The organism is Kribbella sp. NPDC050281 (assembly GCF_040655855.1).
In the GTDB taxonomy this organism is placed as follows: domain Bacteria; phylum Actinomycetota; class Actinomycetes; order Propionibacteriales; family Kribbellaceae; genus Kribbella.
This window is the reverse complement of record NZ_JBFAKS010000004.1, coordinates 1-26,644: the sequence shown is the minus strand read 5'-3', so window position 1 is coordinate 26,644 and position 26,644 is coordinate 1. Positions and strand designations below refer to the sequence as shown.

Here is a 26,644-nt window from a genome sequence, read left to right as displayed (position 1 = left end):
TTTCTTGAGGTTTCCCGGCGGAGACTGGCGGGACCCGATCGAAGGAGAATGCTGATGAGGGCAGCCGTGCTGGAGGCACCGCGACAGGTCTCGGTGAGTGAGGTGCCGGATCCGGACGTTGGTGGAGACGTGCTGCTTCGGATGCGTGCGGTCGGGTTGTGCGGATCCGACCTGCATACCTGGCTCGGGCACCACCCGTTCCGGAAGCCGCCTGTCGTGCTCGGACATGAGGGTGCCGGTGAGGTGGTGGCGTCGGGCGACTCGCGCTTCGGTATCGGCGATCGCGTCGCCGTGCTGCCTGCGTTGTCGTGCTGGGAGTGCACGCGCTGCGAGGCCGGGAACCCTCATCTGTGCGTGCACAAACGGGTCCCGGGCAGCGGATGGCCCGGGATGCTCAGTGAGTACTTCGCCGCGCCGGCGCGAGTGCTGGTGCCGTTGAGCGACGAGATCGGGTACGACGAGGGCGCGATGATCGAGCCTGTCGCGGTGGCCTGGCACTCGACGTCCGGGGTGCGGGCGGGTGATGCGGTCGCTGTGCTCGGTGGTGGGGCGATCGGGGCGCTGGCCGCTGCTGTTTCGCGGCAGCGTGGGGCTCGTGCGGTGCTGGTGAGTGACATCAAGCAGCACAATCGGGACTTCCTTGCGTCGCAGGGCGTTGATGCGGTGGTGGATCCGTCTGACTTGGAGGTTGTCGGGGCTGAGGTCAGTGGTGGGGACGGGTTCGACGTGGTCGTGGTGGCGTCCGGGCATCCGAGTTGTCTGGCGGAGGCGTTGGCGCTGTGCCGGCCGCGGGGGCAGGTCGTGCTGTTGCCGATGTTCGGTGCGGCTCTGACGGTGGATCTGAATCCTGTGGTGCTGAAGGAGGTGACGATCCAGGGATCGACGATCTACACCCCGGCGGATTTCGCGGCTGCGGCTCGCTTGGTGAACCATCGTGTGCTGGACGTCCGGCCATACATCACGTCTGTGGCCGGGTTGGGCGAGGTGCCCGGAGTACTCGAGGCGATCGACGCCGGCTCTGACCACGTCAAGACCCAGATCGACCCGACCCGATGAGCCGGTCGGAGGTCGTCGCGACGTACCTGGTGGAGAGCTACCTCCCGCTGGAGCAGGCCGCCGAGGTGATCGCAGGCGAACAGTCAACCGGCACGTTCGTCGCAGTCGCCCGCGAAACACCCGCACTACGCGGCCGCTTCGCAGCCCGAGTCGTCGGGATCGAGCCCGCCGCATCCTCGGGTGCTGATCTTCCTGGTGCGATCCGGCCGGCGGGGGCGCGGCGGCGGAGCGGGCTGGTGCGGATCGCCTTCGGATTGGACAACTTCGGCCCGTCCCTGCCGAACCTTCTGGCCGCGGTCGCCGGAAACCTCTTCGAGCTCCGCCAACTCGCCGGCATCCGACTGGTGGACCTGTCCCTGCCTGACGCGTTCGCCGAACGCTACCCGGGTCCGCAGTACGGCATCACCGGCACCCGGCGACTGCTCGACCGCCCAGACGGCGTCCTGCTAGGCACCATCGTGAAGCCAAGCATCGGCCTGCCGCCCGAAGAGTTGCGGATCCTGGTCCGCGAACTGGCCGAGGCCGGCATCGACTTCATCAAAGACGACGAACTGATGGGCAACCCACCACACTCACCACTCGCCGACCGAGTCAGGGTGGTATCCGAGGAACTGGACAAAGTCGCGGCCCGCACCGGACGACGCCCGATGTACGCCTTCAACATCACCGACGACCTGGACCGAATGGCCGCCAACCACGACCTGGTCCACGCTGCCGGCGGAACCTGCGTCATGGTCTGCATCAACCTCATCGGCCTAGCCGGCCTCGCGTGGCTGCGCGAGCGCTGCGCCCTCCCCATCCACGGCCACCGCGCCATGACCGGCGTCTTCACGCGAGCACCACAACTCGGCATCGACTTCGTCGCCTGGTCCAAGCTCGCGCGCCTGGCCGGCGCAGACCACCTTCACACCAACGGCCTGTCCAACAAGTTCTACGAAACAGACGACGAGGTACTCCGCTCGATCACCGCAGTCCGCGAACCGCTCCTGGGCGGCTACCAAACCCTCCCCGTCCTCTCGTCAGGCCAGACCCCCGGTCTAGCCCCGGAAACCTACCGCCGAACTGGCACCACAGACCTCCTGGTCCTCGCCGGCGGCGGCATCCACGGCCACCCCGACGGCCCCGCCGCCGGCGTCACCGCCCTGCGAGCCGCTTGGCAATCCACCACCTCCGGCGGCAGCCTCACCGAGACCGCCCAGCAGGTCCCCGCCCTCCAACGAGCCCTGGAAACCTTCGGCCCCACCAAGACATCCGGGGCGAACGGAGGCAGGCGTGGTTGAGGTTGCGTTCTACGGGGACGACTTCACCGGGTCGACGGATGCGCTGGCCCAGTTCACCCGGGTGGGGTTCAGTGGTGTCCTGCTGGTGACGATGCCTGCGTGGGACGAGCTGCAGGCGTTGGCCCGGCAGTACGACGTGATCGGGGTGGCCGGGATCGCGCGCTCATTGCCACCCGACGAGCAGGAAGCCGAGATCCGCCCGATCCTCCAGGCATTGCGCGACCTTGGTCCGCGCTTCGTCCAGTACAAGGTCTGCTCGACCGCCGACTCCTCCCCCACCCTCGGCAGCCTCGGCCGCGCCCTGGAGGTCGGCCGCTCCATCTTCGGCCCAGCCGTCGTACCAATCCTCATCGCACAGCCAGACCTGGGCCGCTACACAGTCTTCAGCCACCACTTCGCCGCGGAAGCAGGCACCATCCACCGCCTCGACCGCCAACCCACCATGTCGTCCCACCCCGCCACCCCCATGCACGAATCCGACCTCCGCCTACACCTGGCGAACCAAACCAACCTCCGCATCGGCGCCATCCACCTGACGTCCTACGCCGACCTCCCCGAGCACTACACCAAGTCGACGTACGACGCCCTTGTCCTGGACGCCCTCACAGATGCCGACCTCCAAACCATCGCCCGCACCATCCTCACCCCACCCACCACCCCCACCTTTGCCCTAGGCTCCGGCGGCCTCTCCAAAGCCCTTGCCACAGCCCTCACGACCCCGACCACGCAGCAGACGAACCACGCGATCCCTGGTCGGGATGGCCGAGCACGGGTGGGCCGTGTCGCTGCGCAGGTGCTGGTCGTGTCCGGCAGCCAGTCGCCTCGGACCGCCGAACAGATCGCCCGCGCGGTTGCGTCCGGCTGGCATTCATTGCCGCTCACCTACCCACCGGCCGCGGACCCCGACGGCTCACCCGCGGTCGCCCCGGAAGCAGTTCGCGTACTGAATGCTGGTGCACCTGGGGTCGTGGTCCACACGGGCGAGGCAACTGGTCGAGCCACGGGCGAGCTGCTCGGTGCCTTCAGCAAGGAACTGGCCGCGGTCGTGCGGGAAGTCGTTCGCAACACCCAGGTGCGAAGGGTTGTGGTCGCCGGCGGCGACACATCCGGCCGTGTACTCCGCGATCTCGGAGTCACCGCACTCGAACCATCACCCACCACCCCGAGCCACCTAGGCCAAGGCCTCACACTCTGTACGGCGATCACCGGAGACCCTCAGCTCAACGGCACCCAGTTCCTCCTCAAACCAGGCCAACTCGGCAACCCAAACCTCTTCGACGCCCTACGCCGGGCCTGACCGCCCCCACGCCCACACTCTGCGCCCCAACAGCACCCCCGCCCCTGACCGCGAGAACGCTTCCCGGTGGCAGGCCCCAGAGAGCCGGCGCTCCCGGCCGCGATACGCCGAAACGCAGACTGCGAAGCGGCTCCGCCCTGCACGAACGAACGCGAGGCGACAGAAACAGAACACCACGCGGTCCATGCACACCTTCACCCCCGCACAGACCGACACGCCGCGACGGAAAGCAGGACGCGAGCTGGGTCCACACGCAGCTTCAGGCTCCCCGGACGGACGTGACGCGGTAGGAAGCAGAGTGCGAGCTGGCTTCATGCAGACCTTCACACCCTCGCGCGCGGAGGTGACGTACCGGCGAAGCAGAGTGCCAGGCGGCGCTCGTGCAGCTCATCACGCTCCCGCACAGGCACGAGTGACGTGGCGGGAAGCAGAACGGCAGACGGATCCGTGCAGACCTTCACACGCACGCACGGACATGACGTGGCGGACGGTAGAGCATGGCTTGCCAGTGCAGAGCTTCACGTTCCGCGCGGGCGGACGGGGGCTGGGGGTACTGGGTCAGCCCAGGGATCGTGATGGGCTGCTTCCGCGGACAAGGCTGGGGTGCCGGGGAGGACAGTGTGCACGTCCGACTCGCTCGTTGAGGTGTCGCCCCAGATCGCTTGGCGTGCAGCCTCTCGGAGAGCCGCAGCATCGGTGCGGCGATTGCCTGAACGCGTAGTCACCCCGGACGCATCTCCTTCACGCCCCTCCCGTGACTGCGTACTGTCCATGCGCGCGGCGTCGTCCGACCGCGTTGCGTCTAACGGGTGCCTGTCTGACCGCACTGCGTCTGACCGCACTGCGTCTGACCACAGTCCGTCCGACTGCGGTGCGTCGAACGGGAGTTCGTCCGACCGCAGTTCGTCCGGCCGCACTTCGCCCGACCGGAGTTCGCCTGACCACGGGTCGATGCTCGGACCGTCGCCGGACAGGTGTTCGCGGAAGGGTTTGATCTGGGGGTTGGGAGGTGCGGCTGAGCGCGCTCTGGTGGATGAGGATGGTGGGACAGGTTCGCGTTGTCGAGGATCAGGTGCTGCAATTGGGTCGGCCCAGGTGGGGCGGGTGACGTGGACGACGCCGTTGGTGATGGTGATGGTCCAGTGGCCGGCGTGGAGGTCGATGTGGTGGCGACGGCAGAGCAGGACGAGGTTCCAGATGGCGGTGACACCCCCGTCGAGCCAGGAGCGTAGGTGGTGGGCGTCGCACTGGGTGGGTGGGGCGCCGCAGACGACGCAGCCTTTGTCGCGGGCGTTCAGGGCGCGGCGCATGGCCCGGGTGACTAGGCGTTCGGAGCGGCCGACGTCGAGGGGTTCGGAGTTGGAGCCGAGGACGAGCGGGATGATGTTGGCGTCGCAGGCCAGGCGTCTGATCGCGGCCGCGGACAGGTTGTCGCCGTAGACGAGTCCGCCGGTGGCGTCCGCGGCAGCCGACTTCAGATCCTCCAGGTCGATGGTGACGGTGATGTTCGCCTTCGCCCCGAGCCCCGGAACCCCACCCGGCGGCTTCGCGGCCCGACCGGTTCCGGTCGTCGCACCGGCCGAGGTGCCGGCGACGGTCGCGGCGGTGATAGCGATTCCGGGTACGGCGGTGCTGCCCGTGTCGATGGCCGAGGCGGCGCAACCCGGGGAGACCGAGGCAGGGTCAGTGGATGCCGGAGTGGGCGTCGCGATGCCGGACTCGGTCCCGGTCGATCGTCGCGGGACCGGGATCGCGTCAGGTGGCTCTGGAGTGGGTGTGGCGATGCCGGGTTCATGGGTGCTGGTGGCACCGGGGTTGCCGCTGAGGTCGGTCGGGTTGGGATTGCCGGTGGTGGGTGTGGTGGATCGCGCCGGGGCTGGGGCGGCGGGTGGGGTGAGGCTGGAGTCGGTGGCGGTGGCGGCGAGGGTTAGGGCGGTGGTGAGGGCGTCGGCTTGGCGCTTTTCGCGGGGACGGGGGTCTAGTTCGCCGTCGAGGGTTTTGTGGGGGCGGGCGCCGGTGTGGATGAGGGTGCGGAGGAGTTCGGCGTTCTCGTTGGCCAGGTAGCCGCGGAACTTGACGCCGTTCTCGGCGGTGATCAGGGCCAGGGATTCGCGGGCGTAGGCCTTGTGTTCGCCGGGTTCGGGGCCGTCGGTGTCGAGGAGGTCGCGGATCTGTTTGGCTGCTTTGCGGAGTTCGCTGGGGGTTAGGTGGCGGGCGAGGGCGACCATTTGTTGTTCGGCAACCTGGAGGTTTTCGACCGGGACGGCGGTGGGGACGCGTTCCAGGGCGGAGACGATGGCTTCGGCCTGGGCGGGCCGCAGCAGCCACGCGGTCGTGCGATCCTCGCCGCCCGCACCCGCACCCTCACCTCCGCCCTCGCCCGCGCCGTCGCCCGCACCCTGACCTACGCACTCGCCCGCGCTGGCGTCGTCGCCCTCGCCCTCGCTGGCGCCCTCGCCCTCAACCGCGTCGGCGTCGGCGGTCTCCTCGGCGTCGGCGGTGGCGGTCTCGGGCTCCGTCAGCCCGTTCGCGCTGTCGTCGTCGCACTCGGACTCGGACTCGGACTCGGCATTTGAGGCCACGTTGTCGACGGGGGCTGTTAGGGCGGTGATGACGGTGGGGTACTTGGGGAGGGCTCGGGCCAGGCGGACGTCGCGGTACGCGGTGGGGCGGTCCAGGCGGTAGCGGAAGGCCAGGAGTTGGGCGGTGTCGTGGGCGCCGAGGTCGGCTGCGTGGCCGGTGGTGTCCAGGGCCGCGATGAGTTGGAGGCGGTAGGTCTGACGGCGGGCGAGGTCGGCCTCCAACTGGTCGAGAGCGGTCAGCATCTCGCTGCCGCTCATCGACCAGATCGGCCGCTCACCCAGAAGTTCCATACCGACAACACTAACCACGCCCACCGACAGTTCTCAAACCCAGAACCCCTTATCCACAAGGGGTTTCAGGAACACCGACTTGTCCACAGGGAAGCATGGGTTGTGGATGTTGCTGCGAGCAACTTCAGTCAGGGGAGGAGGCGCAGATCGGAGACCGGGGAGGTTGGGGTGTCGTGGATCTCAAGGGTTCGCGGCGCGGAGTGGACCCGCAGGTTGGTGATGGTGATGTGGCGGACGGTTGGGGGGAAGGGGATGGGTGGTGGGGTGGGGGTGGCGTGGTTGGTGGTGATGTGGATCGCGGAGGTGGTGACGGAGTCGACTTGGGTGTCTTGGAGGGTGATGTGCTCGATGAGGCCGCCGCGGTGGGCGTTGGTTTTGATGCGGAGGGCGTGGTCGATCGCAGGGCCGGTGATGTGGAGGTCTCGGGCGTGGATGGTGTGGATGCCGCCGGAGGTTTCGCTGCCGATGGTGAGGGCGCCGTGGCCGGTGCCGAAGCGGCAGGACTCGACCAGGATGTTCGCCGACGGGCGGGCGACACGGCGGCCGTCGGCGTCGCGGCCGGACTTGATCGCGATGCAGTCGTCGCCGGTGTCGAAGGAGCAGCCGGCGATGACGACGTCCTGGCAGGAGTCGGGGTTGCAGCCGTCGTTGTTCGGGCCGCGGCTGTCGATGGTGATACCGCGCACGAGTACGTCGGTGCAGAACACCGGATGCACCACCCACATCGGCGCGTTCACGATCCCGACGTCCTCGATCCGCACCCGACGGCAGCTGTGCGGCTGGATGAAGCTCGGCCGGAATCCGTGCCCAGGTGGAAACACCCGATCGTCGACCGGTACGCCGTCGTCCACCATTCGCAGCAGCCGGTTCCAGTCGTCGACCGGCCTGGTGTCCCGCCACCAGTTGTCCGAGCTGGCACCACCGTCCAGTGTCCCGGTCCCGGTCACCGCGACGTTCACCTCGTCGTACGCGTAGATCAGCGGCGAGTAGCTCCAGCACTCGATCCCCTGCCACCGGGTACGGACCATCGGGTACGCCGAACGCTCGGTCGAGAACCGCAAGGTCGCTCCCGCCGACACCTGGAGCTCCACGTTGCTCCGCAGCCGGATCGGGCCGGTCAGGAACAGGCCGGCGGGCACCACGACCCGGCCACCGGTCAGCTCACACGCCTTGATGGCAAGCTCGATGGCTTGTGTGCAGTCCTGGTCCGGGCGGGCGCCGTAGTCCGTGATGACGTGGTCAGTCATGCGGCTCCAGGGATCGGATGCGGAGGGCGTTGGCGAGCGGGACGGCGATCACCCAGGAGGGGTTCCAGGTGTTGCTGTGGCCTCGGCGCTGCCAATGGGTCTGGAAGAACGCTTCGCCTTGTTCGCCGGGGATCTGGAAACCCCAATCACCAGGCCCCGCGGAGATGCCTTGGCTCATGGCACCCATCGTGGTGCGGGCCGCGGTGGCCAGATCGGGGCGGTTGGTGGTGAGGCCGAACTCCAAGAGCTCGTACGTCGGGAAGAACGTGTCCAGGTGATGGTTCTGAACACTGACCGCCGGCCAGCCGATCGCGTTGAAGCCGGCCGCTCGCAGCGGAGAGTCGAGGTCCAACTCCGGCGACCAGACATAGACCCAGGTGAGGAGCCAGTCGGCAGCGACTTCGGCCCACCGCGCGTAGAGGTCGTCCCCCGTCAGGCGGAACAACTCGTACGCGGCGAGGAAGTAGTACATCCCCGCCTCCTTGTCCTCGCACGCGGCGTCGAGGGTGGAGCGCGCGAACGGGCGGTCGAAGGTCCGCGCGTGCTGCCCGTGATACCGAGTCAGCCACGTCGTTGCCTCCGACAACAACCAGTCGTCCCCGAGGACGACGGACGCCTTGAGCGCCGCCAGTACGCACGGAATGCCGGCCGCGGACAGTGTGGACGCCGCGGGTTTCCCGTCGAGACGCCACCCGATCGGGAACGTGCCGTCCGGAAGCAACGCACCGCGGAGGAACTTCAGTGCACCGGCGAGTGCATCCGGCCAGGACGGCGGTACCGGCTCACCCTCGGCGCGGAAGAGTGTGATGATCTCCGCCAGGTCGGCGATCGTCTCGCCGTACGCGCGGCTCGAGACCATCGCGCGGCCGCCGCTGCGGAAGCTGGTCCAGCGGCGGCTGCCGACCTGGTACGCGTTGTGCCGCAGGCCGGGCGTTCGTGTCGAGCTTCCCGCGAGGTAGAACTCGACGGCCGCGCGGCAGCGGTCGATCCTGGTCCGATCGCCAGTCTCGAAGCCGAGCCGGGCGTCGCACCAGGCGAGCTTCAGTGCCTGGCCGGTCCAGCCGTACATGAAATGCCGTACCTTCGCGGGACCGTTGCCGACGACGTCGCTGAACTTGGTGTAGCCGGCCACAGTCCCGTCCCGGTACCACCTGTTGTCCAGGGCGATGGTCTTGCGCGTGACGACCTCGTCGAGATCCAGTGGGTGCGCGCCAGGACCGGTGAAGAGTGAGCGGCCGGTCCGGACGAGCTCGCGGAAGGCGTGCCCGCGATGCTCCTGCGGCCCCCAGTCGACGACCAGTCGCTGGACGTACTCCTCTCCCGGCCGCAACGTCAAGTAGCCGTCCTCGGTCGACTCCGTCTCGGCCTTGCTGACGTACCGGACGTCCTGCTTGCCGTCGAACATCAGTACGCCGCTCAGCGCCGCGATCACAGGCCCCTCCTGGCGGATGATTCCCAGCGAACCGTAGCGGACCAGCCCGTCGCCGGATCGCCGCGGCTCCGGGCGGGAGAAGACGCTCAGCCAGCGGCGTTCGCGACCGGTCCGCCACTCCAGGTTCACGCCGGGGATCGGAAGCCGGTCCTCCTCGGCGACGAAGCCCCCACCGGGCTCCGGACCGATCCGTGGCACGGCGCGCGCCGGGTCCGCCGACGGGTTGTCGTTGTAGATCAGCCCGGGGACGGTCAGCTGGCTGTCGGTGACGCGGCCCAGGTCGAGCAGCAGCCCGACGGCAAGATCGCCCAACCGCCGTTGGCCGGTGTTGCGCCACCGCAGCTCCAGGTCAAGCCGATCGACCGCGTCGAAGGACAGTCGGATCTCGACCGCGACGGGTCCGGTGCGACATCCGGCCCGATGCTCACCCGGCCGCCGCGAGATCCACCAACCCTCCGTCTGCATCACGTTGGGCTGCCATGGTCGCCCGGATGAGCACGTCAGCAGCTCGGCGACCGGGCGCTCCAGGTACGGCGTATTGGCGTCGATCGTGCCTAGGTGGAGGACTACTCCGCGGGAGGTTCGGCGGAGTTCAGCGGTGCGGGGACCGGACGTGAGGGCTGGCATCAGGAGGCTCGGCGGATCTGGATGGCCTGGTACTGGGTGCCAGGGAGGCGGACGGTGAGGGTGTCGATGACCGTCTCGCGGGTACGGCGGACGGTGTGGTTCCAGACGTCGAGGATGTCGACCTGGTAGGTGCCGGTGGGGAGAATGAAGGTGCGCTCGGGGAACTGGTGCTCGCCGAGGTACTGCAGGTAGTAGCTGCCGGGTACGGCGAGAGTCGGAGCGTCCCGGTAGTCGTCGATGGGCTCCACTCCGTCGGGCAGCTCGTCCAGGACCTCCCGGAGCAGGCGCAGGCGCTGCGCGACCACACCGGTCGGGCGGACTCCACCTGCCGACCACGGTCCGCCGTCGGAGTCGACGTACCACTCGCCGTGGGTGACGTGGGCGCCTCGGACGGTTCCCTCCCAGATGCGGGTGAGCAGCTCTTCCGGTCTGAGGCTGGTGGCTGGCGTGGTGCCGTCCCCCTCGTAGCCGCAGGCGTCGACGAGGACGGGCTTGGCGTAGTCGCGGCGGAGGGCCGAGACGCCGCGCAGGTTCTCGAGCGGCACGCTGAGGTGGGTGAACCAGGGTGGACCTGGGTCCACGGCTTCTGGTGCAGCGTGGATGGCGATCAGGTGGTTGCTGGAGTCGCATTCCGCGATCAGCTCGGCCAGGTGGCGCGCGGCCGGGGTTGCAGATAGGCACCAGCTGACGTTGCGGTAGGCAGCCAGCCGGTTGACCAGGTCACGGATCGCCGGCTCGTCGGATGGCAGGAGGATCTCGGCGTCGATGCCTGCTGCGAGCAGGTCGCAGACCTGAGCCTCGAGGTGCTGCGGGTTGTCGGCGCGCAGTCGGACCCGGGTGAACGGGGAGGCGGCGAGAGCGCGGCACGCCGCGGCCCAGCGGTCGCCGGCCCCCGGGCCGGTCGGGTCGAGGTGGAACCACGTGGTGGTGAGGGGGTGGTAGGCCGTCCCGTCGGCACGGCGCAAAGTGGTGCCGGACGAGCGGATCGGCCCGGACGACGTCGCCGGGCTACAGGTGAACGCGTGCGGGGCGACGGCGGAGCCCGGCAGCGCGTAGTGCCAGGTACCTTCCAGACTGGGCATGAAGCGGATGAGCCAGCGGTCGTCGGCCAGGAACGACTCCGCGTAGGCGGACTCGCCGGACTCGTGCCGGAACACTGTCGAGACCGGGCCGTCGACCTGCACCTCGAGTACGCCCCAGCGTTCAACCTCGGTCATCGAGTGCCTCGCAGGACTAGGTAGGGATGAGTCGGGAGCGGGATGCGACTGGCGCCGGAATACGAACCGGCGACAGGCGTGATGGTCAGCGCCCGGGTGTCGATCAGGTCGAACTGGAAGGGATCGCCGGAAGGAAGGTCCAGGTCGACGGCCGACGGTTGGCGGTCGCCCAGGTAGTGCAGGACACAGCGCTCAGGATCCACGTCGCCGGAAGGCAACCGCGGCAGCTCGGCGAACACCGAGCGAAGGAACGCGATCCGTGCCGGGCTCTCGCCGTACAGCCGGCCGCCGACCGAGATCCACGCTCGCGTCTCGCGATCGACGAACGATTCGCCGTGGCCGACGTACCCACCGGCCGTCATGCCCTGCCAGAAGCGGTGCACCATCTCGTCCGCGGTGAGATTCCCCCACCGACGCCCAGCGTTGCCCTCGTAGCCGATCTCGTCGATCACGACCGGCTTCGGGCACGCCCGCCACGCGGCGACCTCGGCGCCGTCCCAGTGCTGCACGCTCTGGTGGGTGATCCACGGCTTGCCGAAGTCGTACGGCGTGAAGACCTCGTACATCTTGGTCCCGTTGTGGATCGACCGCAGCCGCTGGTACGGGTCGTACCGCTGCACCACCTGCAGCAGGCGATCCCAGTCCGCGATCGTCTTCTCCCGGTTGAAGTCGTACTCGTTCGACAGCGACCACCAGACGTTCCGGTACGCCGCCAGCCGCGCGACTACATACCGCAGGTACGCCGCATCCTCCGCAGCTGTCATCCGGTCGAACCCCCAGACCCCACGGTCGTAAGGGTGGAACAGGATCAGATCGGCCTGGATCCCCAGCGACAGCAGGTCCGCGACCCGCGCCTCGAAGTCGGCGAAGAACGCCGGATCGTACCGGCTGACGTCGACCGACCCCGGCGTGGAGCCCGCGAACGGCGTCCGCTCCGGGCGCATGCCGTCGGTCGGAAGCAGGCACATCCGCACCTTGTCGAAAGGTGCCGACCGCAACGATGCGAGCGTCAGCTCCTGCAGATCCTTGGACTGGTACGTCCAGTGGTAGCAGGTCGTACCGATGCAGTCGTACCGGCTGCCGTCGGCGTACGCGAAGTGATGTGCGCCGCGCACCCCGACCGGCCCGTGGTTGCCCGGGCCGGGCGGGATGCACAGCAAGGTCCCGCGATGACCGTCGAGCTCGGGTGCGGAGCTGCTCGTGACGTACGACCACTCCCCTTCCCGGTCCGGGCTGAACCGCGCCCGGTACACCCTGTCGCCGTCGTAGAAGCCGTCCACCGTCAGCACCCGGTTCCGGTACCGGTAGGCGACCCGGAACTCGACGTCGGCGAACGGGTTCCCGTCGGCCGGTCCGGTCAGGGTGAGCTCGTGCACTCCCCACCGCTCCACAGTCATGGCAGTCGGTCTCCCGCCTCGATCCAGTCGGGCGTCAGGATCACGTGCTTGATGGTCTTGCGCAGGTAGGAGTACGCGACGTGCAGCCGGCCGTCGCGGGTCTGCAACAAGGTCGGGTACGAGTACCCGAACTCGTTGTCGCGGTACTCCTCGTCCTGCACCTGCAGGTTCCGCCAGTACGGCCAGGACGCGCCGTCGTCCTCGGACAACGCCAGTGTCAGCGGAGTCCGCAGCGTCTTCCGCCGTACGCCGCCCTTCCCGTCGGGCACCCAGCGGAACTGGTCCCGCTCGGCCGACGAGTCGTTGAACACGAGCACGAGCCGGCCGTCGGCCAACCGCAGCACCTGGATCGCCGAGTTGTTGTTCGGCAACGCGGTCCGCTCTGGCGCCGACCACGTCCGGCCGCTGTCCTTCGACACGGACCGGTGGATCCGGTCCGCAGCGCGACTCCGGAAGTACCCGAGCAGTTCGCCCGGCGCGACCTCGATCGCACTCAGCTGCACCTGCCCGATCGCATCAGGGAGATCGATCCGCGTCCAAGTCTCACCTTGGTCTGTGCTCAGCAGGACGACTGTGGTCTCCGCGGACTTGTCGCAGTCGTAGGCCGGAAGCAACCAATCACCGTTGCTCAGGACAACGATCGGGTTGCGGACGAAGCTGCCCGGCTGGTCGAACAGGACATCGCTCGGCCCCCAGGTCAGCCCGCCGTCACGCGAGACTCGGCGCAGCACCCGGGAGGTGCTCTGGTCGTGCGGCTCGTTCGAGGTGTGCAGCAGCCACACCTCCCCGGACGGCGCGACGAACAGCACCGGGTTCTGCTCGGATCGGTCCGGGTCCGAAGACATCGGCACGGGCACCGTCCAGGTGTCCGAGCCGGCGGGGAGCCGGGACAGCACGATGTTCGTGTCCGGCTCCCCCTCCCCCGGCCCGTTGAACCAGGCGCACAACAGATCGCCGGCCGCCGTCTCCACCAGGGTTGCCGCGTGACTGTCGCCAGGGTGAAGCGTCGGCAGGAGTGCCACGCCGTCCCGGAGGCGACCGTCGAAGCGTGGATCGATCACCATGTGAATCCGGCGGCGGCCTGCGCCTTGATGTAGTCGGGGATGTCTTGCTGCTCGGCCACCTGCAGCGCCGAGTCGACGTCCATCCCGTCGATCAGCACGTGCTGCCGGAACACCTTGTAGAGCGGGATGTCCCAGTACTCGGTGTTCTGGTAGTCCTTCACCACCGCGTTGTCACCCCAGTACACGCCCGACGTGTCGATCCCCTGCAATTCCGGAATCGCCGTACCGAACGCGTTCACGACCGCTTCCGTCTGCCGCACCGCCTTGACGCCGTACGACGAGAGCCTGGTCTGCGCCTCCTCCGACACCAGGTACTTGAGGATGTCGAGGGACTCGGCCTGATGCTGCGACTGCGGCGGGATGTACGCCGCCCGCGCGTTCGGCTGGTAGATCGCGGTCGAGCCACGCGACAGCACCGGCATGGAGGTGACGCCGATGCTCACGCTCTTGGCCCACTCGGCGTAGTCCTCCGCGTCGTCCTCCTCGACGTACAGCGAGCTCAGCGCGTAGGCGTTCAGCTTCGACAGCGTGTGGACCGCCATCGCCAGGTGGCCCGGGAAGCTCATGTCACCCTTGAAGAAGTCGTCCACCGTGGTGAAGCCGTTGCCCGGCAGCATCAGGAAGCGGTACATGTTGTCGGCGACCCGCTTCCACTCCGTGGTGGTCAGGCTCACCTTGATGTCCTCGGGGGCGGGCTGCTCGCTGTCGCCGGGGACGAACGGGTACAGGCCGAGCTGGTTCAGTGCCAGGTAGTTGTCCGGGTGCTGCATGAAGCCTTTGTAGTGGTGGATCCCGTCCTGCACGGTCAGCCGCTTGGCGATCTTGTAGATCTCGTCGTACGTCGACCCGGCGCGCGGGTAGCGGACGCCGAACTTGTCGAAGATCTGCTTGTTGTAGAGCAGCACGTGCTCGTCGATGAACAGCGGTACGCCGTACAGGCCGCCGTCGGAGCGTGATTTCACCAGCTCGACCGAGCCGAGGTTCAGCGCGGACAGGTCGATCCCGGCCTGCTGCACCATCGACGTCATGTCCTGGACCCAGCCGAGTGGCTCGAGGTCGCGGTCGATCCGGGTCCGCGGGTCGTCGATGATCAGGTCCGGCACCCGGCCGGCCCTGGCGATGTCCTCGTAGCGGATCGGGTAGTCCCAGGTGGCGTACTTCAGCTTCACCTCGGGGAACTTGGCCCGGATCGCGTCGCCGAAGACGGCGTCGAAGTATCGGGTCGCCTCGCGGCCGTCGTCGTCGCCGCCGAGTTCGAACGGCTTGAAGTTGACCGCGAAGACGAACACCTCGTCGTCGTCGACGGAGAACGGCTTGCCGTACTTGTTCGGGATCTCGACGGTGCCGGCCGCGGACCGGGCGCCGGCGCGCGGGGTGGCGGTGGTCGAGCTGGCCGCCGCCGGGGCTGCCTGGAGTGCACCGCCGAGCGCGGCGAGACCGCCGATCAGGGCTGTGTTCCGGACGAAGCCGCGCCGGGACAACCCGGGGGTCTTGTCCTCCGGACTGCTGCCGGGAGTGTTCTGGGTGTCGGACATGGTGAGCCTTTCTAAGGGGCGGTGACGTCCGCGAGGACGCCCTTCAGATCCAGCTGTTCGGCGAGGTGACAGGCGACCCGCCGGCCGCCGATCTCGCGCAGCTGAGGTACTTCGGTGCGGCACCGCGCTTCGGCGTACCCGCACCGTGGATGGAACGGGCAGCCGGCCGGCACCTTGGACGGATCCGCGATCTCGCCGCGCAGGACGATCCGCGATCGCTGTCCGCGCGAGGCCGGATCGGGATCCGGGACGGCGCTCAACAGCGCCTCGGTGTAGGGATGCAGGGGCTTGGTGTAGAGCTCTTCGGTCGACGCGCTCTCGACAAGCTTGCCGACGTACATCACGGCCACGTCGTCGGCGACGTGCTCGACGATGCCGAGATCGTGGGAGACGAACAGGTAGGTGAGGCCGGACTCCTCCTGCAGGTCCTTCAGCAGGTTGAGGATCTGGGCCCGGACCGACACATCGAGCGCACTGACCGCCTCGTCCGCGACCACAAGCCGCGGGTCCGTCGCCAGTGCGCGCGCGATGACCACGCGCTGCCGCTCACCGCCGCTGAACGCGTGCGGGTAGCGGTGCGCGTACTCCGCTCGCAGCCCGACACGACGCAGTAGCGCGCCGACCTTGTCGTCGATCTCGTCGCGACTACCGCCGCCGTGCACCCGCAAGGGCTCGGCGATGATGTCGCGCAGGGTCTTGCGCGGATTGAGTGAGGAGTGCGGGTCCTGGAAGATCAGCCGCACCTGCGCGCGGTACGGCTTCAGTTGCTTCTCGGTGAGCGGAGCCAGATCGACGCCGTCGAACATGATGCTGCCCGACGTCGGTTCGTAGGCGCGCACGATGCAGCGGCCGAGTGTGGTCTTCCCGCAGCCCGACTCGCCCACCAGGCCGAGCGTCCGGCCGGCCCGGATCGACAGGTCGACACCGTCGACCGCCTTCACCACGCCGCGGTTGCCTCCGAAGAACCCGCTGTGCAGCGGGAAATGCATGGTCAGGCCCTCGGTTGTCAGCAGGTTCATCGGTTCTCCTCGCCGTACAGCAGGCAGGCGACGTCGATGTCGCCGGACCGCACCCGGAGGGGCACGATCTCGTCGCACTTGCCGGCCATGAACGCGTCGCAGCGTGGATGGAACCGGCATCCCGACGGCCGTTCGTACGGCGGCGGCACACTCCCCCGTACGGCGGCCAGCCGGTCCTGACCGCGTTGCCCGAGCCGCGGCACCGAGCGCACCAGCGCCTGGGTGTACGGATGCTTGGGATAGGTCAGCACAGAGGTGGCCGGACCGTGCTCGACGACCTCGCCGAGATACATCACCGCGACCTCGTCAGCGACCTGTGCGGCAACACCCAGGTCGTGCGTGATCAGCATGATCGCCATGCCGAACTCCTCCTGGAGATCCTGCAGCAGGTCGAGGATCTGGGCCTGCGTGGTCACGTCGAGCGCGGTGGTCGGCTCGTCCGCGATCAGCAGCCGCGGCCGGCACGACAGGGCCATCGCGATCATCGCGCGTTGCCGCATGCCGCCGCTGAGCTCGAACGGGTACGAGTCGACCCGTCGGTTCGGGTCCGGGATGCCGACCCGGCCGAGGAACTCCACCGCTCGTTCGCGAGCCACGGCCTTGCCGACGTTCTCGTGCAGCCGGATCGCCTCGACGATCTGGTCGCCGATGGTGTGCACCAGGCTGAGTGACGCCATCGGCTCCTGGAACACCATCGCGATGTCGGCCCACCGCACCTGCCGCAGCCGCCCGTCCTTCGCGGCCAGCAGATCCTCCGGGTCGCCCGCGGACTCGTCGCCGTACAGCAGCACCTCGCCGCCGACGATCCGGGCAGGCCGTTCCACCAGGCGCAGGATCGACCGTGCGGTGACGCTCTTGCCGCAGCCCGATTCACCGACCACGGCCAGCGTGCGACCGCGCCGTACGGTCAGGTCGACACCGTCGACGGCCTTGACCACACCGTCCTCGAGCTCGAAGTGAGTCCTGAGGTCCCGGACCTCCAGCAAAGGCAGAGCCATCGGAGTCCTCCTACTTGTAGGGATCCGCGGCGTCACGGAGACCGTCGCCGACGAAGTTCATGGCCAGTACGACGACCACGACCGCGAGGCCCGGGGTCAGCAGCCAGGGAGCGGTGGCGACGGCCCGGATGTTCTGCGCGCCCTCGAGCAGAACGCCCCAGCTCACCGCCGGCGGCTGCAGACCGAGGCCGAGGAACGACAGGCTGGTCTCGCCGAGGATCATCCGGGGCACCGCCATCGACACCGACGCGATGATGTGGCTGGCGAACGACGGCACCATGTGGCCGAAGATGATCCCGCCGCGGCCGACACCGTCCAGCCGCGCGGCCATCACGAAGTCCTCCTCGCGCAGGCTGAGGAACCGGCCCCGCACATCGCGGGCCAATCCGGTCCAGCCGATCAGCGAAAGGATCACCGTGATCGCGAAGTACCGGGTCAACGGTCCCCAACTGCCCGGCAGGGCAGCCGACAAGGCCATCCACAGCGGCAGCGTCGGGATCGACATGATGAACTCGATGACCCGTTGGATCGCGTTGTCGACCCGGCCGCCCAGGTACCCGGAGATGCCGCCGATCAGCATGCCGAGCAGGAAGCTGGCGAACACCCCGACCAGGCCGATCGACAGCGAGACCCGCGCGCCCAGGATCAACCGGGACAGCAGATCCCGGCCGGACTGGTCCGCCCCGAGCAGGAAGAACGGGTCGCTCGCCGTGGTCGGGCCGATCAGGTGGATGTCGGACGGGATCACCCCGAGGATCTTGTACTCGTCGCCGTGCACGAACAGCCCGACGTCGATGATCTTGGACTTGTCGACGGTGAAGGTCTGCTCGAACGTCTCGTCGTTGCGGGTGGACGAGAAGCCGTAGACGAACAGGCCGTGCTCGGTCGACACGTTCAGCCGCTGCGGCGGCGCGTACGGCAGCGACGTGTGGGCGGTGTCGCTGCCGGACGGCGCGAAGAACCCCCCGAAGGCCGCGACGAAGTAGATCGGGACCAGGACGATCAGACCGATCAGGGCCAGTTTGTGCCGGCGGAACTGCCGCCACATCAACCGCCACTGGGTCTGCGAGACCGTGGTCTGCTGTGCAGCATTCTGCTGGAGCATCCGGCCTATCCCTTCTGGAACCGGGCGCGGATCCGCGGATCCCACCAGGCCAGCGCGAGGTCGCTGAGCATCGTGCCGATGACCGTCAGCGTGCTGAGGATCAGCACGAAGCTGCCGACCAGGTACATGTCCTGACTCTTCACCGCACCGAGCAACAGCGGACCGCTGGTCGGCAGGCTCATCACGACCGACACGATCGTTTCGCCGCTGATCAGGCCCGGTAGCAACCAGCCGACCGTGCTGAAGAACGGGCTGAGCGACATCCGGACCGGGTACTTGAGCAACAGCTTCCACTCCGGCAGTCCCTTGGCCCGCGCGGTCGCGACGTACGGCTTGTGCAACTCGTCGAGCAGGTTGGCCCGGGTGATCCGGATCAGCCCGGCGGTGCCGGCCACGCCGACCACGACGATCGGGACCCACAGGTGCGAGACCAGGTCGAGCAGCTTGCCCAGGTTCCACGCGGCATCGGCGTACTCCGGTGAGAACAGTCCACCGACGCTCTGGCCGAAGTACCGGAAGCCGACGTACATCATCACCAGCGCGAGCATGAACTCCGGCACGGCCATCCCGATGAAGCCGAGGAACGACGCGACGTAGTCACCGGGCGAGTACTGCCGCAGGGCGCTGTAGATGCCGATCGGGAACGCGATCGCCCAGACGAACAACAGGCTCGCGATGGACAGCACCATCGACAGCAGCACCCGGTTGCCGATCAGGCTGGCCACCGACTGGTTCCAGGCGAACGACTGGCCGAGGTCGCCATGCAGCACCACGCCGGAGATCCAGGTCAGGTACTGGACCAGGAACGGCTTGTCCAGTCCGTAGTGCCGCTTCAGCTCGGCGATCTGCGAGTCCGGGATGTCCTGGCCACGGGCCTCGGCGTTGGCGATCACCGTCGAGGTGTAGTCGCCCGGCGGCAGCTTGATGACGACGAACGTGACGAACGAGATGGCCGCCAGCGTCACCGCCATCCACAGCAGCCGCCGGACGAGGAAACGCAGCATTATGCCCCGATCGAGAACTGTTCGGGGTGGACGATGCCGGGGGCAACTGCCTCGATCATCTGGTCCGGGACGTTGTGGAAGTCGTTCTTCACGACGCCGTAGGTGTTCGGGACGCTGCTGGTGCCGATGTAGTAGAACTGGTCGGCCGCGATCTGCAGCACCTGCTTGCCGAGCTCGAGCGTCTTCCCCGCATCCGGCTCCTGCCGGGCCTTGGTGAACAGGTCGAGCTGCTTCTGCACCTCGGGCGGCGGCGTGATGCCTTCCTCGCCGTGCGTCTGGTACCACTGGGCCCAGCCGACGCCGTACCGGGCGCTGCCGTCGTTGGTGGGAACCCAGTAGTGGTCACCGCCGGTGCCGGTCGGGAGGACGAAGGTGCCACTGGTCCAGGTGCCGGCGTCGTGGTCGTTGGCCTTGACCCGCTCCTTGTAGAGGTCCTCGCTGACGGCCTGCGTCCGCAGTTCGACCCCGACCGCGAGCCACCGCTTCTTGACGAACTCGATCGCCTCGACGTGATCCGGGAACGACTCGCTCACCAGCACGGTCACCGACACCGGCTTCCCGTCCGCGCCCAGCCGCCGTCCGTCGGCCGCCTTCTTCGTCAGCCCGGCGGCGTCCAGGTGCTGGTTCGCCTTGGCCACGTCGAACTCCAGGTACTGCGTGGCCAGTTGCTCGTTGTAGTACGGCGAGTCCTTCGGCGGGGCACCCTGCCAGGCCTCACCCTGGCCGGCGTACACGGCGTCGATGATCTCCTTGCGGTTGATCGCGTACGACAGCCCGATCCGGAACTCCTTGTTCGCGAACAGGGCGCGCTTCACCGGGTCCTTGTGCGTCTGGTTGATGCCGATCACCATCGTGTTGGTGAGCTGGGTCGGCACCTCGAAGATCCGGTAGCCGCCCTTGTCCCGGTTCTGCGCCACCACCGGCTTGTTCTGGGGCGTACCGAAGTTGCGGTACTGCATGCCGAACTCGCCGTTCATCACCTTGAGCAGCTCGACCTGGGCGTCCTGGACCACCTCGACCCGGCACGCGTCGATGTACGGCAGCTGCCGGCCCTGGTCGTCGACCTTCCAGTAGTACGGGTTCCGGGTCAGGGTGACCGCGGAGCCCTTGCCCAGCGCGGTCGTCACCTTCCACGGCGCCAGCGTCGGCTGGTCAGGGTTGGTCCAGGGGTTCTGCTTCTGCGCGAACAGGTCGGTCCAGCTGCCGACGCCGGCCTTCTTCGCGAGCGCGTTCGCACTCTTGTTGTACTTGAGGTGGAACTGCTGGAAGTAGTGCTTCGGCAGCAGCATCCCGTAGGCACCCTCGCGCAGGAAGATGCCGTCGGCGATCTGGCTGATCAGCGATGGCTGCGGCGCGGTGTAGGTGAGCTTGACGGTCCGGTCGTCGACCTTCTCGATCTTGGCGAGTTTGCCGGTGTCGGGCGACGCGAACGCGTCGTAGATGCCGTCCGGGTGCAGCCCGGTGTCACACTGCACCTCGAGCAGCGTGAACAGCATGTCGTCCGCCGTGCACGGCTTGCCGTCGGACCACTTGAGGCCCTCGCGCAGCGTGAAGGTGATCTCCTTGCTGTCAGCATCGACCGTGTACTCGGCGACGTTCGCCTCGATCTCGTCGTACCCGGGTTTGCCGGTCTTGTCCGACTTCCAGCGGACCAGCGGTTCGTACGCCAGGCCGTTCCACAGCCACTGCGTGTCCTCCTGGGTCAGCATGGCCGAACGCCAGGTGCCGCCGTACTGCGCCTTGCCTTCCAGCGGCTTGATCACCGGGGGGTTCTTCGGCAGCCGCTGCTCCAACGGTGGCAGGGAACCCTTGTCCACCAGGGCTTTCAGCATCGGCGACTCCTTCTCACCAGCTGCGGCGACCTGCCCGCCGGAGCCGGCCGGCTTGGTGTCGAAGAAGCCGCAGCCGGGGACCGTCGCCACTGCCAGGAGACCGAGGCCACCCTGCAGCAGCCGGCGCCGGTCGAACGTGCGTTGCTCTCGGGACATGGTCACTTCCTGCCTCACTGCTCGACCGAGATGTTGCTGAACTGCGCGGTCCCGTAGTCGACGAGGTCGTTGTCGATCTTGCCGCCGTCGATCGCGAATCCGATGTAGAAGGTCCGGCTCGGCATCACGAGCTTCTCGTAGCCGAAGCGGTCCCACGTGGTCTTGTCGGTAGAAATGAAGGCCTCGAACTCGACCTCCCTGGCCTGCGGGCGCTCGCGCCGGAGCAGCCGCAGCCAGTACTGCTTGGTCGGGTCGAGGTAGCTGTCGTCCCATGGCCAGGGACCGACGCTGGGGATCGGTCCGTCGGTCTGGATCCGGATCGCCTGCGCCTTCATGCCGCCGTCGTCGGTGACGTCCGGCGCTCCGCTCGCATTGTCGCCGACCGTGCCCATCCCGCCGGCCACGCCGAACCCGACGCCGCCGTACATGAACGGAGCGGCCGGGTCCAGGCTGTCGCGGATCATCAGGCCGGCCGTGATGCCGTTGGCAACCTTCGCGAGGTTGTCGAGCCGGGCGGAGATCTGGGCGACCGATCCGGCACCGCCGACCTGGAGCTTGCGGTAGACGTAGTGGAAGTTGCTGGATCGGCCCAGAATCCGGCCGGAGCCCTTGATCGTGAGGATCCCGCCGTCGAGGCTGCCCGACCCCTGCACCACCGGCTTGCCGACCGAGGCGGACGTCCAGCCCGGAGTACCGGCCTGAAGGTTGACGTGCACCGGCACCGCGGTCGACTGGGTCGCTGTCCCGTTTTGGTCCGTCGCCCGCGCGGTCAGCCAGTAGGTGCCGTCAGCAACGTTCTTCCACTCGATCTTGTACGGCGCCTTGGTCGCGGTACCGATCAGCTGGTCGCCGGCGAAGAACTCGACCGTGGCGAGCTCGCCACCCTTGTCCGCGGCGGCGTCCGCCTGGACTGTCACGGTCGGAGCGGTCCGGCCGGGGATCGTCTGGTTGTGCCGCGGGCTGGTGATCCGCACGCTCGGGTTGCCGACCGGGTCGGGCACGATCGAGTTGAGGTAGTTCTCCAGGTAGGTGTAGCCGTTCGGCGCGATCTTCTGCGCGTCGGACGGGTCGTTGGGGTCCAGGCCGTTGGCCTGCTCCCACCAGTCCGGGATGCCGTCGTGGTCGGAGTCCAGCGGTGCCTCGGTCTGGACCAGCGGCGGGAAGCCGCCGACCTCCTTCTGCGAGTTGATCAACCGGCCGGTGCCGTTGCGGACGTCGTTGACGACCCGCTCGTCGACCGCGTCCCGCCGCGGCAGGATCGCACCGGCGTTCGCCAGGACGGCGTCGTACGCCTTGGCCGCCGGCTCCGGCTCGAACGTCCCCGGGATCGGCTGCGGCTCGGACAGTTCGACGATGCCGCCGATCGGGTACCTGATGCCACGCCGGTTGTGCGCGGTGACCTCGGGATAGCCGTCGACGTGGTTGCCGGCCACGTACCACTGGCCGCCGCGGTTGGCGCTCAGGATGACCGGTGCCACTTCGCCCACGGTGGTCGGGCCGGGCTTGTAGTAGTTGCCGACGATGTTGATGCCGTTGGCCCACTCGCCGCCGTACACAGAGGTGTAGCCGTGGTCGTAGACCACATTGTTGAAGTGGTCGACCTCGAGGTTGATGCCCTCGGTGTAGCCGAACCGTGGCTGCCGTCCGCCCTGGTGGGCGATCAGGTTGTGGTGGTAGGTGTTGCGCTCGCCACCCCAGATACCGCCGTACCCGTGCCGGTTCTTCGGGTGCGCGGACAGCGCCAGGCCCTCGGAGACGATGCACCACTGGATCGTGACGTCGAAGTTCCCGTACGGCGACAGGCACTCGTCGACGGCCCAGCTGAACGAGCAGTGGTCGATGATCAGGTTGCGGATCTCCGGGCTGACCGAGCCCGGCACGTTGGTGTTGAAGGCGTCGTCGGCGATCGCGTTGCGGTCGCTGAGCCGGAACCGCACGTAGCGGATCACGATGTCGTGCGCGCTGCCCTTGATCCCGGTCCCGTACCCGGAGACGCAGATGCCGCCGCCGGGGGCGGTCTGGCCGGCGATGGTGAGGTTGTTGCCGGCGATCAGCAGCTGGGACTTCAGCTCGATCGTGCCGGACACCCGGAACACGATGGTCCGGTCCGAGCCGGAGACGCCCTCGCGGAGCGATCCCGGGCCGGAGTCGGCGAGCGTGGTCACCTCGTACACAGATCCGCCGCGGCCACCCTTGGCCCACTTGCCGGCGCCCTCGGCACCGGGGAAGGCGGGGAGCTGATCGTCGGCGGCCGCGGCGCGTGCCGTCGCGACGGTCTGGGCCGAGGCCGTCGGGGCGTTGCCGATCCAGGCAGCGGCGCCGACGGCGGCGGTCGTTCCGACGAACGTGCGCCGGGTCCAGCCGGAGGAGATTTCGGTCATCGTCCACGCCTCACTTTGGGCCTCACTTTCGCAGGGGCGGCTGCCGATTGAGCACCAGATGTGAATATCTAGTCGGCATCGAATGGATCGACGGCCTCATGGTTGCCGAGGTTACGAAGGAGTGTCAAGAGCATGACGCGGATGATTTGCAATCGTTTGCAGTCACGAGATCGCTCGTCGGCAATCGTTTGCACCGAAGTCTTGCCGGAGCCTTCGCCCTGATGGTTTCCTGTCAGCCATGCCCCTTCGCCCACTCCCCCTCGGTGCCACGAAGATCACCGGCGGCTTCTGGCGCGAGCGCCAGCAGATCAACCGGACGTCGACGATCCCGGCCGCCGGCATGCGGCTCGAGGAGGCCGGAACTCTCGGCAACTTCCGTCGCGCGCCCGGACAAGAGCCGCCCTTCGCCGGGAAGCTCTTCGCCGACACCGACGTCTACAAGTGGCTCGAGGCGGTCGCCTGGGAACAGGCCCGGGAGCCGGCCGACGATCTCGCGTCCTGGCAGGCGACTGCGAGCGCACTGGTCGCACAGGCACAGGAACCGGACGGCTACCTGAACACGCACACGCGACTGGCACTCGGCGGCCGGCGCTTCGCAGACCTGGAGAAGGGACACGAGCTCTACTGCGCGGGCCACCTGCTGCAGGCCGCGGTCGCCCAGTCCCGCGCCACCGGCGATCGCACGCTGCTCGATGTCGCGTGCCGATTCGCCGACCTGCTCTGCAAGACCTTCGGGCCCGGGCGCTTGGAAGGCGTCGACGGTCATCCGGTGATCGAGATGGCGTTGGTCGACCTCTACCGCGAGACTGGGACGGCGTCGTACCTGGAGCTGGCGTCGTACTTCGTCGAGGCGCGGGGGCGTGGGTTGCTGGTGCCGCCGGGGCACCACGGGGCGGCGTACTTCCAGGACCATCTGCCGGTGCGCGAGGTACGGACACTCGCGGGGCACGCCGTACGTGCGTTGTTCCTGGCCTCCGGAGCGACCGATGTCGCGGTCGAGACCGGCGATGCCGAGCTGCTCGATGCGCTGCGGGAGACGTGGCAGACGATGGCAGACAGCCAGACGTACCTGACCGGTGGCGTCGGGTCGAGGTGGTACGGCGAGGCGTTCGGCGACCCGTTCGAGTTGCCACCGGACACGGCGTACTGCGAGACCTGCGCGGCCATCGCCAGCGTGCAATGGAGTTGGCGGCTGCTGCTCGCGACCGGCGACAGCAAGTACGCCGACCTGATCGAGCGGACGCTGTACAACGCGGTGATCTCGGGGGTCTCGCTGAGCGGTGACAGCTTCTTCTACGTCAACACGTTGAAGGTGAGGCAGCACGCGTACGCCGACGACCAGCGCTCCGCGGTTGCGGGGAGGCAGCCGTGGTACGGGACGGCGTGCTGCCCGCCGAACGTGATGCGCACGCTCTCCTCGCTCGACCAGCTCGTGGCGACGTCGGACGCCGACGGGGTCCAGGTGCACCTCTACGCACCGGCTGTGGTGACCGCTGAGTTGCCTGTTGGCAGGGTCGGGTTCGAGGTGGCGACGCGCTATCCGTGGCACGGCCGGGTGACGGTGACCATCACCGAGACGCCGACGGAGCCTTGGACTCTGGGTCTTCGCGTCCCTGCCTGGGCAGATGGTTCCAGCGTTTCCGGACCGCTACGACGGCAGTGGTCTGTTGGCGACCAAGTGGTGCTGGAGCTGCCCGTACAGGCGCGGCGTACTGAGCCGGACGATCGGATCGATTCGGTGCGCGGGTGTGTGGCGATCGAGCGTGGGCCATTGGTGTACTGCTTCGAGCAGGTCGACCAGGACGTCGTACTGGATGAGACGGCTGTGGTGGCGGGCGAGCTGGTCGAGCGGGAACGGCCGGAGCTTCTCGGCGGGGTGACGACAGTCGAGGTGCCGGCGCGGGATGGGCAGACACTGACCGCGATCCCTTACTACGCGTGGGCGAATCGGACGGTCGGTCCTATGACTGTGTGGGTCGATGCTCGTTAGCCAAGCGCTCGGCGACAGAGCGGTCGGTGATGAGTACGTCGACCCATCCACCCAGCAGCGCGGCGCGGATGGCGGCGTACTTGCGCATGCCGCCCGCGACGCCGACGCTGCGGAGGTCGTCGCTGCGGACCTGAGCGGCCGACAGACCGAGCACCCGCTGGTCGAGCTCGGAGCGGACCGGTTTGCCGGCCTCGTCGAAGAACCGCAGGCAGATGTCGCCGACCGCACCCTGGTCCCGCAGGACCTTCTGGTCCTCGACGGTCATCGCATTGCCGCTCTCCTTCAGCAGCGGAGACGGCTCGAGACTGCCGATCCCGACCAGCAGCAGCGTGAGTCGCGACCAGGCATCCATCACCTCGGTGACCACCGGGTCCTTCATCAGCGTGCGCTTCGCGCTCACACTGCCGACCAGACCGGGCACCGGCAGGAGTACCGGCGCTGCGCCGGTGAGATCCGCCAGCCGGCCGACCAGCCGGGCCGCGCGGGCCTGAGCAGCCGGGTTGCCAACGCCACCGAGGACTTGGACGACCTCCTCAGCCACCTGCGTCGACCGCGGCGTCATCGACTCGACTGTGGCGAGCAGCGTCGAACTCCAGGACGAGATGCCGATCCGGTCACCGCCGGTCAGCGTGGTCTCCAGGTACACCGACGCGGCCGCGCCGAGCGCCGGGATGATGTGCGCGTCGTCCTCACCACTGGCGTCGACGACGATCACCTCGCGCAGCCCGTAGCGTTGCTCGATCGCGTCCTCGAGCTCGGTGTGTACGCCGCTCGGCGGGATCACGACCGTACGAACGATGCCGGCCACCACGGCCTGCTTCAGCAGCCGCGACACCCGCGGCTGGGAGATGTGCAGCTGCGCGGCGATCTGCGGCTGGCGCACGCCCTGCTCGTGGTACAGCTTCGCGACCTTGGTGAGCAGCCGCAGCTGCTCAGCCGACGGCTGCCGCCGGACCCCTTGGCGTGGGCCCTCTCCCGCACTCGCCGTCGTCATGCTCAGCATGCTAGTGGCTCGTCGAGGGGCGGTGGTGCGGCTAGCGGTGGTCCAGTCGTTCGCTGGCAAGGCGGAGGAGGAGAGCAATGCGGAGCATTGCGCGACGACGACAACGCCGCCAGACAACGCGCTCAAACGTC

The 26,644-nt window shown here is 68.1% G+C and carries 18 protein-coding genes; 4 read left to right on the top strand and 14 right to left on the bottom strand.

Annotated elements, in window-relative coordinates:
• The first annotated feature begins 54 nt into the window (after positions 1-54).
• The 3 genes from AB0I34_RS06010 to AB0I34_RS06000 are packed head-to-tail and all read left to right on the top strand — an operon-like array spanning position 55 to position 3,633.
• Positions 55-1,056, top strand: a complete 1,002-nt coding sequence (locus AB0I34_RS06010; protein WP_360440141.1) for an alcohol dehydrogenase catalytic domain-containing protein — start codon at positions 55-57, stop codon at positions 1,054-1,056.
• Complete coding sequence (locus tag AB0I34_RS06005; protein WP_360440138.1) at positions 1,053-2,336, top strand: RuBisCO large subunit C-terminal-like domain-containing protein; 1,284 nt, start codon at positions 1,053-1,055, stop codon at positions 2,334-2,336. Before AB0I34_RS06010 ends, AB0I34_RS06005 begins: the two co-directional genes overlap by 4 nt.
• Positions 2,329-3,633 carry a four-carbon acid sugar kinase family protein gene (locus AB0I34_RS06000; protein WP_360440135.1) on the top strand — a complete coding sequence of 435 codons (1,305 nt, stop codon included), beginning with the start codon at positions 2,329-2,331 and terminating at the stop codon, positions 3,631-3,633. Before AB0I34_RS06005 ends, AB0I34_RS06000 begins: the two co-directional genes overlap by 8 nt.
• Positions 3,634-4,151: 518 nt before the next feature.
• On the opposite strand, the gene AB0I34_RS05995 is transcribed toward AB0I34_RS06000, so the two are convergent.
• From AB0I34_RS05995 to AB0I34_RS05935, 13 genes are all read right to left on the bottom strand, one after another.
• Positions 4,152-6,506: a DUF222 domain-containing protein gene (locus tag AB0I34_RS05995; RefSeq protein ID WP_360440132.1), complete on the bottom strand. Its 2,355-nt coding sequence runs from the start codon at positions 6,504-6,506 to the stop codon at positions 4,152-4,154.
• Between the two features lie 128 nt (positions 6,507-6,634).
• Positions 6,635-7,753, bottom strand: a complete 1,119-nt coding sequence (locus tag AB0I34_RS05990) for a glycoside hydrolase family 28 protein (protein WP_360440129.1) — start codon at positions 7,751-7,753, stop codon at positions 6,635-6,637.
• Positions 7,746-9,812 (bottom strand): hypothetical protein, encoded by a 2,067-nt coding sequence (locus AB0I34_RS05985; protein WP_360440126.1) that lies wholly within the window; start codon positions 9,810-9,812, stop codon positions 7,746-7,748. The genes AB0I34_RS05990 and AB0I34_RS05985 overlap by 8 nt, the downstream gene beginning before the upstream one ends.
• Entirely contained in the window at positions 9,812-11,029 is a 1,218-nt protein-coding gene (locus AB0I34_RS05980) for a DUF5605 domain-containing protein (RefSeq protein WP_360440123.1), read from the bottom strand. Before AB0I34_RS05980 ends, AB0I34_RS05985 begins: the two co-directional genes overlap by 1 nt.
• Positions 11,026-12,426: a DUF5060 domain-containing protein gene (locus AB0I34_RS05975; RefSeq protein WP_360440120.1), complete on the bottom strand. Its 1,401-nt coding sequence runs from the start codon at positions 12,424-12,426 to the stop codon at positions 11,026-11,028. The genes AB0I34_RS05980 and AB0I34_RS05975 overlap by 4 nt, the downstream gene beginning before the upstream one ends.
• Complete coding sequence (locus AB0I34_RS05970; RefSeq protein ID WP_360440117.1) at positions 12,423-13,490, bottom strand: sialidase family protein; 1,068 nt, start codon at positions 13,488-13,490, stop codon at positions 12,423-12,425. Before AB0I34_RS05970 ends, AB0I34_RS05975 begins: the two co-directional genes overlap by 4 nt.
• A complete protein-coding gene (locus AB0I34_RS05965) occupies positions 13,484-15,025 on the bottom strand; it encodes an extracellular solute-binding protein (RefSeq protein ID WP_360440114.1) in 1,542 nt (513 codons plus the stop codon). Before AB0I34_RS05965 ends, AB0I34_RS05970 begins: the two co-directional genes overlap by 7 nt.
• Positions 15,026-15,036: 11 nt before the next feature.
• Positions 15,037-16,044 carry an oligopeptide/dipeptide ABC transporter ATP-binding protein gene (locus AB0I34_RS05960; RefSeq protein WP_360440111.1) on the bottom strand — a complete coding sequence of 336 codons (1,008 nt, stop codon included), beginning with the start codon at positions 16,042-16,044 and terminating at the stop codon, positions 15,037-15,039.
• Positions 16,041-17,042, bottom strand: coding sequence for an ABC transporter ATP-binding protein (locus AB0I34_RS05955; protein WP_360440108.1), 1,002 nt, complete (start codon positions 17,040-17,042; stop codon positions 16,041-16,043). Before AB0I34_RS05955 ends, AB0I34_RS05960 begins: the two co-directional genes overlap by 4 nt.
• Positions 17,043-17,052: 10 nt before the next feature.
• Complete coding sequence (locus AB0I34_RS05950) at positions 17,053-18,147, bottom strand: ABC transporter permease (protein WP_360440106.1); 1,095 nt, start codon at positions 18,145-18,147, stop codon at positions 17,053-17,055.
• A 5-nt stretch (positions 18,148-18,152) separates the two neighbouring features.
• A complete protein-coding gene (locus AB0I34_RS05945; RefSeq protein WP_360440103.1) occupies positions 18,153-19,151 on the bottom strand; it encodes an ABC transporter permease in 999 nt (332 codons plus the stop codon).
• The gene (locus AB0I34_RS05940) at positions 19,151-21,139 is read right to left on the bottom strand and encodes an ABC transporter substrate-binding protein (protein ID WP_360440100.1); all 1,989 of its coding nucleotides are present in this window, start codon (positions 21,137-21,139) and stop codon (positions 19,151-19,153) included. The genes AB0I34_RS05945 and AB0I34_RS05940 overlap by 1 nt, the downstream gene beginning before the upstream one ends.
• Before the next feature lie 14 nt (positions 21,140-21,153).
• Positions 21,154-23,520 (bottom strand): Ig-like domain-containing protein, encoded by a 2,367-nt coding sequence (locus AB0I34_RS05935; RefSeq protein WP_360440097.1) that lies wholly within the window; start codon positions 23,518-23,520, stop codon positions 21,154-21,156.
• A gap of 238 nt (positions 23,521-23,758) precedes the next feature.
• Between AB0I34_RS05935 and AB0I34_RS05930 the strand changes: the two genes are divergently transcribed.
• Positions 23,759-25,510 (top strand): beta-L-arabinofuranosidase domain-containing protein, encoded by a 1,752-nt coding sequence (locus AB0I34_RS05930; RefSeq protein WP_360440095.1) that lies wholly within the window; start codon positions 23,759-23,761, stop codon positions 25,508-25,510.
• Here the strand turns inward: AB0I34_RS05930 and AB0I34_RS05925 are convergent.
• Complete coding sequence (locus tag AB0I34_RS05925) at positions 25,482-26,504, bottom strand: sugar-binding transcriptional regulator (protein WP_360440092.1); 1,023 nt, start codon at positions 26,502-26,504, stop codon at positions 25,482-25,484. The two genes, AB0I34_RS05930 and AB0I34_RS05925, sit on opposite strands and share 29 nt — an antisense overlap.
• Positions 26,505-26,644: the final 140 nt, after the last annotated feature.